This window comes from Myxococcus xanthus (assembly GCF_013116825.1).
GTDB lineage: Bacteria > Myxococcota > Myxococcia > Myxococcales > Myxococcaceae > Myxococcus > Myxococcus xanthus_B.
On record NZ_JABFNS010000080.1, the window covers coordinates 31,797 to 43,142 of the forward strand.

Sequence of the window (11,346 nt, forward strand, 5' to 3'; positions counted from 1 at the left end):
TGACGCGCCACGCCCACTCCCAGGCGGACGGTCCGGACAGGAGGGGTTACAGCGTCACAGAGGTAACGTCATGAACCCACAACGGCAGCCGAGCGACGGGCGTCAGTCCTCGGTCTTCCAGGGCAGCAGCGCGGGCGCCGCGGGGCCCACGCGGCTCATGGTGATGCGGGAGACCTCGGAGTGTGCGCGCCGCATCACCAGCGCGGGGAGCTTGTTTGCACGGCGCTCCATCACCCGGCGCAGATCCGCCAGCCGCTCCACGTGGCGTTGCGCGGGCACCTCCGCCGAGCCGAGCCGCGCGAGCTTGTAGAGGGCGACGTCCGCGGCCTCCAGCGCCCGCTCCGCGGCGTCCTGGTGACGGCGGCCCAGGGCCTTCCACGCGGCGGCTTCACCGGCGACCAGGTCCAGCTCGGCGGACACGGCGCGCACGAAGCGGCCCGCGTCACTGTCGGGCAGCACACGCGTCACTGGCACGCTGATACGCCGCGTATCGCCGCGCTCGGAGTAGGACGTGGACACGCCCAGGTTCCACTCCGCGTCCCTCAACATGCCCGAGAAGAGGACGCGGCGCGGGAAGGCCTGGGAGATGGCGCCCAGGGTGGCGCTCATGGCGTCGCCTTCCACGCGCGAGGGGTAGCGGTGGCGGCAACGGACGTCGGCGAAGCCCGTGGGCAGCACGTGCACGCGCGCGTCAGCGACGACTTCACCGAAGAGCTCGGCGCCCAGCTGGCCCACAGCCATGGGCAGACCTTCCGGGTCATCCACGTGCACGAAGCCGGTGCCGGAGGGGCTGGTGAGGGCCTCCAGGATGTCGGGCAGGTAGTGGCGGCCCAGCCCCAGCGCGTGGAGCATGACGCCAGACTCGGCGATGCGGGCGCCCTGGGTCTTGAACTCGGCGAGCTGCGACGGGCCCACCGAGGGCTCGCCGTCGGTGAGCATCAGCACCTGGGGCCGGGCGCCGGGCACGAGCACGCGGCGGGCGGACTCCGAGGCGCGCTCCACGGCCTCGTGCAGGGCGGTCCCCTCGCCGGACTCCAGGCGCGCGAGCACCTTGAGGAGCTGCGCGCGGGCGTTGGGGTCCATGGCGCGCATGGGGAGGACCTGCTCGGGCTCGGCGTCGAAGGTGAGCAGGCCCAGGTAGTCGCGTGGGCTGGCGCGCTCCACGAGCGCCTGGGCGGCCTGCACCGCGGCGAGCAGCGGCACGCCACGCATGGAGGCGCTGCGATCCAAAGCGAGGTTGATGGCCACGGGTGCGCGGGGGGCGTCGGCGTCGGCTTCCAGGGTGACGAGGAGGAGCACCTCGCGGCCATGCTCGGCGTCACGCTCCACTGCCCAGGCCGTCTGCTTCATACGTACTCCCCCGTGGTCGCACGAGGCATTGTGCCGCGAATCAATCTGCGAGAGCGGACCGCCCCCGATGCCGGAAGTCTCATGGGCCACAACGCACGGGAGCGGGGGGCGCTCACGGGCAGGCTGCGGGGTCTGAGAATGTCGGGAGTCGTGCTTTGGAGCAAGGGGGCCCGGGGGCTCACCCAGGGGAGCCACCACGCGGGCGTCGGTTGCCCCGGTTACCGCTAGTGCCCCCGCGCGTCCACCGGCCGCGGGGGCCGCGAATCACTCGGCCGCAGTCCAGCCGCCCCACGACTCTTCGGAGTAGCCCCAACGGCGGCCGGGCGCGCCCTCGTCGGCCTCAGAAGACTCCACGCCACCTTCCGGCCGCGGATCCACATAAGGCAAACCTTCATCGTCCATGTACGTGGTGTCATCGTGAACCATCGCCGGCTCCTCTGGAGGCCACCCAGGTGAAGGGAGGCATCCCGCTTCGGTCGACCCGGGCTCGCCCCATGCGAGGCCCGCTCCATCAATCGTTGACCGATTTACCGACCATGTTGGGGATGTCGCCTCGCGTTGTAAAGCCCTTGGGGTCTCAAAGTTCTGAAGGCCATGTCGTCCGGCTGCCTGCCTGCCTGCCCTCCAGCGAGGAGTGTTCGTATTTACAGGCAGTTACGAACATTCAGGCGTCAGATAGTGCCCGTGGCAATCGCACAAGGTAAGCCCTGGGCCCGAGAAAGGAACCCCCACAGCGGTTTACGCCCGGGCATTTTCAAAGGGCGCCTGGCTGCCGTCCGCCACTGGTAAATCCGTGCGATGGCCGCTCACTCCCCAGTGGACCCGGGCCGCGTTCTCCAGTGAAGGACACCTGGGGCAGCAGGGTGCTTGATTCGAGAATCACCCCTGTTAGGGTTGAAGTGCACTCAAGAATTGCCGCGACGCGGCAGCCCGGGCCCATCCGCTGCGGCGCCCGAGAGGTCCTCGGAGTCCCATGAGTCCCATCATCACCGGCCTGTTGCTAGCCCTCGCCATTCCCATCTTCGTAATGACCATGTCCGGTCGCGTGGGCGTCCTGCTCGCGATGAAGAAGGAGAACCGGCTCGACAACATCCCCTTCCGCGTGGCGCAGCTGGTGCGCTTCGGTCTTGGCCAGAAGCGACTGGTGGACCCGGAGGAGTTCACGCCGGGCCTGTTCCACGTCCTCATCTACGCGGCCTTCATGGTGCTGGCCCTGCGCACCGTCATGCTCTTCGCCATGGGGTTTTCGACCACGGCGCTGGACGTGCTGACAGACCTGGGCCACCCGTTCTGGGCGGATCAATCCGCGCTGCTCTTCATCTACAAGGTCTATCTGCTGGCCAAGGACGTGGTCGCCGCGCTGGCCCTGCTGGGCGTGGCCTACTACATCTGGGTCCGCTGGAAGGTGAAGCCGGACCGCCTGACGCCGTCGTGGGAGGCGTACCTCATCCTGTGCTTCATCGGCGGGCTGATGGTCTCCGAGTTCCTGTTCGGCGGCAGCCACATGGTGGCCGCGCACGCCGCGCAGGCGCAGGTGGGCGCCGCGCAAGTGCCCCAGTCCCCCGCCGCGCTGGTGTGGTGGGAGCCGTTCACCAGCCTGACCGGCCTGGCGATGATGCCGCTGGGCGCCACCGCCGCGCACGTGGTGGGCGTGGCCGGCTTCTGGGTTCACCTGGTCATCATCCTGGCGTTCCTGAACTTCCTGCCCATCGGCAAGCACTTCCACATCATCACCGGCCTGCCCACCGTCTTCTTCCAGCGCACCCACTCCACCGGCAAGCTGCCCACGCCGGACCTGGAGAAGGAGGAGTTCGGCACCGCCACGGTGAAGGACCTGACGTGGAAGCAGGGCCTGGACCTCTACTCCTGTACGGAGTGTGGCCGCTGCCAGACGCACTGTCCGACGTACATCACCGGCAAGCCGCTCACCCACAAGGGCGTCAACCAGGACCTGAAGCACTGGCTCTGGGACAACGAGCAGTGGGTGGAGGAAGGCTACGGCCCCAATGGCATCAAGGAGCCGCTGCCTGAAATCGTCGGCAGCGCGCTGTCGGCGGAGACGGTGTGGGCGTGCACGAGCTGCGGCTGGTGCGAGCAGGCCTGCCCGGTGTTCATCGAGAACGTGCCGCGCCTCATCGACATGCGCCGCTACCAGGTGCAGGTGAAGGCGGAGTTCCCCCCCGAAATCCAGCGCGTGTTCGAGGGCATCGAGCGCCAGGGCAACCCCTGGGGCCTGGGCCAGGACCGGCGCGACGAGTGGGCGGAGGACCTGGCGCTCCCCACGTGGGGTGACGACGGCGGCCCCTACGAGTACCTCTTCTTCGTGGGCTGCGCGGGCAGCTACGACGACAAGCAGAAGAAGGTCAGCCGCGCGCTGGTGAAGATTCTGCGCGAGGCGGGCGTGAGCTTCGCCACGCTGTCGAAGCAGGAGATGTGCAACGGCGACTCCGCGCGCCGCATGGGCAACGAGTACCTGTTCCAGACGATGGCGAAGACGAACGTCGAGACGTGGAACTCGATGGGCGTGAAGGCCGTCATCACCCAGTGCCCGCACTGCTTCAACACCATCAAGAACGAGTACCCGGAGTTCGGCGGCGAGTACCGCGTCATCAACCACACGCAGCTCATCAACGAGCTGCTGAAGGAGAAGCGCATCAAGCTCTCCGCGGTGATGAACAGCAAGCTCACCTACCACGACCCCTGCTACCTGGGCCGCCACAACGGCGTCTACGACGCCCCCCGCGAGGTGCTCAACAGCATCCCCGGGCTCGAGGTGGTGGAGATGCAGCGCAGCAAGCGCGAGGGCTTCTGCTGCGGCGCCGGCGGCGGCCGCATGTGGATGGAGGAGCACATTGGCACGCGCATCAACCACAACCGGTTGAACGAGGCCGCGCTCACGCTGAAGCACGCCGAGGACCCGACCACGCCCTACCCCAACGCCGCGGACAAGAAGAAGCCGGGCCAGGTGGGTGACTACAAGGAGAAGGGCGGCAGCGGCATCGTCGCGGTGGCGTGCCCGTTCTGCTCCACGATGCTCTCCGACGCGGTGAACGACACCGGCCGCGAGGAGAACATCAAGATCAAGGACATCACCGAGCTGGTCGCCGACGCGCTGGAGACCAAGAGCGGCGCGGTGGGCACCGTGGCCCCCAGCGCCACGGTGAGCGCCAAGCCGGAGTAGCGCCAGCGGTGCGGCGGGCCCGATGAAGGGCCCGCCCGCTTCGCTTCAGACTAGGGCCCGGAGGCTTCCACCGTGAAGCCCCGGGCCTTCGCCGTTTCAGGGCTTGCGCTGCTTCTCCGAGCGCAGGACGCGCTCCAGCCGCTTCGTGGCGCCGTCGTCCCCCAGCTTGCCGGAGACATACGCCCCCGCGGAGGCGAGCTTGCGGCGGAAGCTGTTGTCCGGAGGAGGCGGCGCGTCCAAGCGCAGGTCGGTGATGCCCAGGCCGGAGAGCAGCGTGCGGGCCAGGTCCTGGTCATCCGCGCGCGCGTGAGGCATCAGCCACTGGCAGACCTCGGGGTGCCCGTGCGCCGCGGCCATGATGAGCGCGGACTCGCCGATGCTGTCCGTCAGCTCGGGGTCCGCTCCCGCCTCCAGGAGGAGTTGCACCAGGTCCGCTCGCCCCGCGCGGGCCGCGGCCATCAGCGGCGTGCGCCCCTCCGCGTCGAAGGGGTTCGGGTCCGCTCCAGCGGACAGGTGGGACTCCACGGCGTCACGGTCGCCCGCCAGCACGGCATCGAAGAGGGACATCGTCAGACCTCCGCGCGGCAGCATCGCGCCTCGCGCGCTGGGACGCCAGTTGCCCCCGGGCGCTCGGCGCCCTGGCTCACAAGCACGGCGCCCGGCAGGGAAGCCATGCACCCCGCCCCTCGGCGGCCCATGCCGCGTCGTGCTGGACGTGGCGTCCACGCAGGTCGCCTTACGCCCGGAGCGTCAGTTGATTTCGACCGTGCCGCCCTTGATACGGTGGGTACCGGTGGCGCGCGACTCCAGGTAGGTGCCTTTCACGATGACCTTGCCGTTGCGGCGCAAGGTGATGCTGGCCTCACCGCACTTGAGGACGACTTCGTCCTGGCCCTCGATGACGACGCGCTTGCCGTCGACATGGGCCTCTGTCGGGCGCAGCGCGGCTTCTGGGGGGGGTGACTCCAGCAACGCGTCCAACAGCGGCGTGGCGCTGGGCTCCTGGATGAGCCCCATGACGAAGGGCAGCCGGGGGTCTCCGTTCTCGAAGAGGAGCACCGCCTTCTGCCGCTGGGCGACGGCGGCTTGGAGCGCCTTCGGCTCCACGACGACGGCGAGCCGCGCGACCACCGGGCCCGAGGTGTTCCCCGGAAAATCCACGAGCACCGCGCCACTGGCATCGACGCCCACCAGATGGCCGGCCCGGCTCCCCAGGATGGGCTCCGGGGACTGCGCGCCAGAGGCAAGGGGCTTGCTGTCGGGTGACACGCTCATGCCAGCATCTCCATGCGTCAGGGTACCGCAGGCGCCCCCCACGGCGCGAATCAGGCCCGAACCCCCTTCCCTCGGACGCCAGGCGGGCGGCGCTGGCGCCACCCCACCGGGTCCGAGGTCAGCGGCTCCAGGTCAAATCGGCCCGTAGGACGGTTCCGTGGCGCTGGGCACCGCCAGCGACACCGAGCCGGTGCTCAGGTTCGCGCGGTAGATGCCCGTGTCGCTCCCGCCAGCGCTGATGAGGAAGCCCAACTGGCTGGCGCCCGTCCAACTCGGCCACGACTCCTCGCCCGTCCCGCCGACGGTGACGCGCTGGAGCGCCCCCACGTTCGAGCCCGACAACGGCCCCACGAAGATACGCGTGCCACCGGAGGACAGGCGCCCATCCAGCGCCACCTGGGAGCCGTTCGGAGACACCGCCACGCGGTTCTCCACGAACTGCACACCCGCGCTCAGGGAAGAGTAGGTGATGGTGCCACCGTTGAGCGGCACGTGCGCAAGCTGGTCGAGCTGGTTCAGCCCGCTGCCCGCGCCCGCCAGCACCGCGCTCCCGTTGGGCAGGAAAGACGGCGCGCCGTAGGCGATGACGTTGTTGGGCGTGAGCTCCTGGAAGCCGCTGCCGTCCGTGTTGATGCGCGCCAGCGCCGTCTGGGAGCTGTTGCCGGGCGAGAAGACGAAGACGACGCTGCGCCCGTCCGGGCTGAAGGTGGGCGTGCGGAAGTTGGAGCAGCCGCGCGCGCACGTCGAATCATTCGCCCGGAACAGCGTGGAGGGCGTGCCGCCCGAGGTGGGCACCGTCAGCAGCGAGGTGGTGCCGCCGCTGCGCTGGACGAACACCACGCTGCGGCCGTCACGCGACACGGAAGGCCAGTAGGCGCCGCCCACGCTGGTCAGCCGCTGCGGGCTGTTGGCGTCGCCGTTGTCGTCCACCACGAAGACGTTGCGGTCGTCCTCGCGCACGAAGGCGAAGCCGCGGGTGAAGAGGACGTCCCCGATGCCGCCGCCGCCGCCGTCGTCCAGGGGCTCGCAGCCCCCCAACATCCCCACCGCCAAGACCGCTCCGAGGAACCTCCGCTTGCCCGTCATCGTCATCACTCCGCTTCCCGGCCGATAGAGAGCCCCGTACTACAGAGCGCACCGGGACTGACGTCAACGCGCCACGGGTGATTCAACGCACGGTCAAGGTCAGCGGTTGAGCTTCTGGAGCTCGTTGCGGCAGAGGTTGCAGAGCGACAGTTGCTTGCGGTCGCAGTCCTGCGGCGTCTGCGCGAAGAACATCACGCACCGCGGGTCCTCGCAGTAGGACAACCCGAGCAGGTGTCCCGCCTGGTGCACCACCTCCACCTGCGCGCGGCGCCGCAACATGTCACTGGCGGCGCCCTGGGCCAGGCGATGGAGGCTCATCACCGCCGTCTTCGATTCGCGGTCCGCTTCCCCGAAGACGAAAGGCGAGTCCGGGACGAAGAGGTCCACGTCGGAGATGCCCAACACGGCGAACTGGCCGGGCTCCAGCATGGGCGTCAGCCGCCGCATGATGGCGTTGCAGTGATACTGGCCACGGTCCTTGTTGAAGGCGTAGGCGGGCGTCGGCAATACCGTCTTCGACACCACGGCCGCGACACCCATTTGCGCCGCCAGCGGGTCCTGCAAGTCCCTCAAGAGAGAGACTGGCGGGCTACCCACGGAGACCAGAAGGAGTGTCTTCTGCGGCATCGGCCCACCGTCCTTCATGCACGGGACGGACGCATGGCTACCGCGTCCCCCCGGAGCGGAGTGGCTGGGGCGCAAGGATTCGAACCTTGATACTCAGAGTCAAAGTCTGATGTCCTGCCATTAGACGACGCCCCAGCAGGTTCTCTCGTGTACTTCTGGTGTCCGAGTGTACGGCATCCCGACGGGTGCGGGGAACTCCCCTGACGCGGTTCTCTGCAATGTCAGCCACTGGACCCCTCGCCCGGGCCCCGGTGACGGCCGGAGCCGGGCGCATTGTCACTCTCCCACTACACCTGGAGTAAAGCCGCCCCCGGATTCTCGCCAGGAGCGGCCCTCCCGGTCAGCCCTTGAGGACGGCGAGCGGCGTCAGGCGCAGGAGCGGCCGGACGAGGTCGGCCTCGTCCTCCAGCACCTCGGTGATGTCGCGGTAGGCGGCGGGCGCCTCCTCCACCAGGGCGGCGGCGCGCCCCTTGTCGTACACCACGCGGCGCAGCACGTGCTCCAGCGCGGCCGGGCGGATGCGCGCCCGCGCCTCCGCCCGGGTGAGGACGCGGCCCGCCCCGTGTGAGCAGGAGCGGAAGGCACGCGGCTCGCCCCGGCCCTCCACGACGTAGGACGCCGTCCCCATGGACCCCGGGATGAGCCCGCGTTGGCCGGCCTGGAGCCCCACCGCGCCCTTGCGGTGGACCCACAGCAGGCGGCCCCCGTGCTCCTCCTGGGCGACGTGGTTGTGGTGCACGTCCACGGCCGACGTGGGGTCGGCGGCCACGCCCAGGGCTTCCTCCAGGACGACCAGCGCGCGAGCGGCGATGGCCTCCCGGTTGGCGAGCGCGAAGCGGCAGGCCCACTGCGTGTCAGCGAGGCAGGCGGCGCCCTCGGCGGTGTGGATGTCCAGGGCCGGCAAGCCGCCCTCCCCGAGCGCCCGGGCCACCCGCCCGTGGTGGTCCGCGATGGCCGCGCCGACGCCCCGCGAGCCGGTGTGCAGCAGCAGCCAGAGGGCCCCGTCCGCATCCCGGTCCAGTTCGAGGAAGTGGTTGCCGCCCCCGAGCGTCGCCAGGTGTCTGGGCGCCAGCCGCTCCCAGGCATGGCGCAGCTTCTGGGTGGACAGGGGCGGTGACTCCAGCGCTGGGGGCAAGGGCAGCCCCCGGCCCCGGTGGGCGGCGTCCCCCACGGGGATGCGCTCGGCCAACCGAGTCAGCACGCGCTCCAGCACGTCCCGTCCGGGAGGGCCCGAGGTGAGTGGGAAACGCCAGGCGCTCACGCCGCAGCCCAGGTCTCCGCCCAGGGCCCCCGGTACGACGTGGTGCTCCGTGGCGAAGACGGTGCCCACTGCGATGCCGGAAGCGACGTGGAGGTCCGGCATGGCGGCCACGTGCTCCACGACGTAGGGCTGGGAAGCGATGTGACGCAGCTGCTTCTCCGCGCCGGGAGGCAGCGCTCGGGCCCAGACGAGGATGGGCCTGCAGCCCGGCGCGGGCGGAAGGAGACGGGGCATCATGACTCGCCCTCCTCCGCCGCTCCGGGCGTGTGCTCCGAGACGCCGATGTAGATGAAGCGAAGCTGCGGCACGCGCTTGAGGTCGAGGTGCTCCGCGAGCTGCGAGCGCAGGTAGCCGCTGGCGCCTTCGAGCGCCGCCTGCAGGGGACGAAGGCCGGCAGCCGCGGCTTCGGGCGTGACGGTGTAGCCGATGCGAACGAGGCGGCCATCCGGCGACAGCTCGAAGGACGTCAGCGCGACGCCTTCAAGCCTCGGGTCGGACAGCTCACCCCGGAAGGTGCGGGAGACTTCTTGGGACAGATGGGACTGCACGCGCAGATGGCGCGATGCCGAGGTACGGCGATTCCTGGAAGAGGACATGAGAGGACGAACGGTTCCCAGAAGGCCGCGCGTGCCCCTCGTGCGCTCCCGGCTTCAAAGCCGTCAGCGACGCACGAGACACACGCCGGCCCATTGCACGGAGGCAAAAGCCCCGCGCACATGCCGAATCCCAGGCTCTGGAAGCGCGCTCCGTCCCGCTCAGCGAGGGAGGCGGCCCGACCGGTTCAGCACGTTCAGCGCGGAGCGACCCGAGACTCCATTCAAGACACGTCCCATGGCACACCTCCCGCCGCGTGCGTGACTCCCGCGCGGACCGTGATGCTACGCAGGCAAGATGTAACCGCCCCCTGCCCGCGTCAAGCGACAGCCCCGGACGGCAGGACGCGGACAGACCTGACAGCCAGCCACCCCTGGGGCCCGTGCCCTGTGTCCGGTGTCGGCGGGTGGCCACCCTCACTTTCCAGCAGCGGACGTGCGTCTCAACGCGGCCGTGGGCATGGCCCGCCGCCGCGCTACGCAGCGGGCACGAGGTGAAGGCACATGGCGGAAGCGTTCGACGTGGTGGTGATTGGGGCAGGCCCCGCGGGTGAGGTCGCCGGTGCGCGCGCCGCGGAGGCCGGGCTGTCAGTGGCATTGGTGGAGCATGAGCTGCTCGGCGGCGAGTGCTCGTACTGGGCCTGCATCCCCAGCAAGGCCTTGCTGCGCCCGAGCGAAGCGCGGTGGCTGGCGGAGCATGCCGCCGGCGTCCGCGAGAAGCTCCAGGAGGGCATCGACGCGCGCGCGGTGCTGGCCCGCCGGGATTCGATGGTCAACAACTACCAGGACGACTCCCAGGTGAAGTGGGCCGAGGGCGCGAAGCTGAAGGTGGTGCGGGGCACCGGCAAGCTCACGGGCCCGCGCAAGGTGCGCGTGGAGAACAAGGACGGCGCCGCGCGGGAGCTGGAGGCCCGAAAAGCCGTAGTGCTGGCCACCGGCAGCCATCCGCGCATCCCGGACATCCCGGGGCTGAAGGACGCCCAGCCCTGGGACAACCGCCAGGGCACCGCAGCCAGGCAGGTGCCCAAACGGCTGGTGGTGCTGGGCGGCGGCGCGGTCGGGGTGGAGCTGGCCCAGGCATGGCGCTCGCTGGGCTCCGAGGTGACGCTGGTGCAGCGCGGAAAGAGGTTGCTGTCCCGCGCGGAGCCCTTCGCCAGCGAGCAGGTGGCCCAGGCGCTGCGAGAGGCCGGCGCGCGCGTGCTGCTGGGAATGACCGTGACGCGCGTCCAGCGGCCCGGCGGCAAGGGCGAGGTGACGGTGACGCTGTCCAACGGCGAGCAGGTCGTCGCGGACGAAATCCTGGTGGCCATGGGCCGCGTGCCCCGCACGGAAGGAATCGGGCTGGAGACGGTGGGGCTCGAGGGCGGCAAGCCCGTGGAGGTGGATGACCAGCTCCGCGCGAAGGGCGTGGACGGCGGCTGGCTCTACGCGTGCGGCGACACCAATGGCCGCAACCTCCTCACCCACATGGGCAAGTACCAGGCCCGCATGGTGGGCGACGTCATCGCGGGCAAACAGGCAAGAGCCTGGGCGGACGCGAAGGCCACCCCGCAAGTCATCTTCACCCACCCGCAGGTGGCCAGCGTGGGCCTCACCGAGGCCAAGGCACGCGAGGCCGGGCTGCCGGTGCGCACGGTGGAGCAGCAGCTCCAGGACGTGTCCGGCACGTCGCTGGTGGGCAAGGGCCTCACTGGCACCGTGAAGTGGGTGGTGGACGAGAAGCGCCGGGTGCTCGTGGGCGCCACGTTCACCGGGCCGGAGGTGGGAGAGATGCTCCATGCGGCCACCATCGCCGTGGCGGGAGAGGTTCCGCTCGATACCTTGTGGCACGCGGTGCCGTCGTTCCCCACCATGAGCGAGGTGTGGTTGAAGCTGTTGGAGGCGTACGGCCTCTAACGCGCCGCCCCCTCCGTTGCGTGCGCGGGGGTGGGCGTGGAATGGTGCCGCTGCCCACCCCCGCGCACGCAACGGAG

General features: G+C 70.0%; 10 protein-coding genes and 1 tRNA gene. 2 read left to right on the forward strand and 9 right to left on the reverse strand.

Going from position 1 to position 11,346, the window contains the following annotated elements; all coding sequences use genetic code 11:
• Positions 1-102: 102 nt before the first annotated feature.
• Positions 103-1,350 carry a vWA domain-containing protein gene (locus tag HNV26_RS22595; RefSeq protein ID WP_171443108.1) on the reverse strand — a complete coding sequence of 416 codons (1,248 nt, stop codon included), beginning with the start codon at positions 1,348-1,350 and terminating at the stop codon, positions 103-105.
• A 264-nt stretch (positions 1,351-1,614) separates the two neighbouring features.
• Positions 1,615-1,776 (reverse strand): hypothetical protein, encoded by a 162-nt coding sequence (locus tag HNV26_RS22600; RefSeq protein WP_171443109.1) that lies wholly within the window; start codon positions 1,774-1,776, stop codon positions 1,615-1,617.
• 547 nt (positions 1,777-2,323) lie between these two features.
• On the opposite strand from HNV26_RS22600, the gene HNV26_RS22605 reads away from it, so the two are divergent.
• The gene (locus HNV26_RS22605; RefSeq protein ID WP_171443110.1) at positions 2,324-4,531 is read left to right on the forward strand and encodes a (Fe-S)-binding protein; all 2,208 of its coding nucleotides are present in this window, start codon (positions 2,324-2,326) and stop codon (positions 4,529-4,531) included.
• A 96-nt stretch (positions 4,532-4,627) separates the two neighbouring features.
• Here HNV26_RS22605 and HNV26_RS22610 read toward each other — a convergent pair whose 3' ends face one another.
• The 7 genes from HNV26_RS22610 to HNV26_RS22640 all read right to left on the reverse strand — a co-directional run bounded on the left by HNV26_RS22610 (position 4,628) and on the right by HNV26_RS22640 (position 9,376).
• Positions 4,628-5,098 (reverse strand): ankyrin repeat domain-containing protein, encoded by a 471-nt coding sequence (locus HNV26_RS22610; RefSeq protein WP_171443111.1) that lies wholly within the window; start codon positions 5,096-5,098, stop codon positions 4,628-4,630.
• 183 nt (positions 5,099-5,281) lie between these two features.
• Positions 5,282-5,806, reverse strand: coding sequence for a DUF6484 domain-containing protein (locus HNV26_RS22615; RefSeq protein WP_171443112.1), 525 nt, complete (start codon positions 5,804-5,806; stop codon positions 5,282-5,284).
• A 132-nt stretch (positions 5,807-5,938) separates the two neighbouring features.
• Positions 5,939-6,901 (reverse strand): TolB family protein, encoded by a 963-nt coding sequence (locus HNV26_RS22620; RefSeq protein WP_171443113.1) that lies wholly within the window; start codon positions 6,899-6,901, stop codon positions 5,939-5,941.
• Between the two features lie 90 nt (positions 6,902-6,991).
• The gene (locus tag HNV26_RS22625; RefSeq protein WP_171443114.1) at positions 6,992-7,519 is read right to left on the reverse strand and encodes a non-proteolytic archaemetzincin-like protein; all 528 of its coding nucleotides are present in this window, start codon (positions 7,517-7,519) and stop codon (positions 6,992-6,994) included.
• Between the two features lie 61 nt (positions 7,520-7,580).
• Positions 7,581-7,654, reverse strand: a tRNA-Gln gene (locus HNV26_RS22630).
• A gap of 205 nt (positions 7,655-7,859) precedes the next feature.
• Positions 7,860-9,017 carry an RtcB family protein gene (locus tag HNV26_RS22635; RefSeq protein ID WP_171443115.1) on the reverse strand — a complete coding sequence of 386 codons (1,158 nt, stop codon included), beginning with the start codon at positions 9,015-9,017 and terminating at the stop codon, positions 7,860-7,862.
• Positions 9,014-9,376 (reverse strand): ribosome-binding factor A, encoded by a 363-nt coding sequence (locus HNV26_RS22640; protein WP_011550424.1) that lies wholly within the window; start codon positions 9,374-9,376, stop codon positions 9,014-9,016. The genes HNV26_RS22635 and HNV26_RS22640 overlap by 4 nt, the downstream gene beginning before the upstream one ends.
• Positions 9,377-9,877: 501 nt before the next feature.
• Between HNV26_RS22640 and HNV26_RS22645 the strand changes: the two genes are divergently transcribed.
• Positions 9,878-11,269 (forward strand): dihydrolipoyl dehydrogenase family protein, encoded by a 1,392-nt coding sequence (locus HNV26_RS22645; RefSeq protein WP_171443116.1) that lies wholly within the window; start codon positions 9,878-9,880, stop codon positions 11,267-11,269.
• The last annotated feature ends 77 nt before the right edge of the window (positions 11,270-11,346 follow it).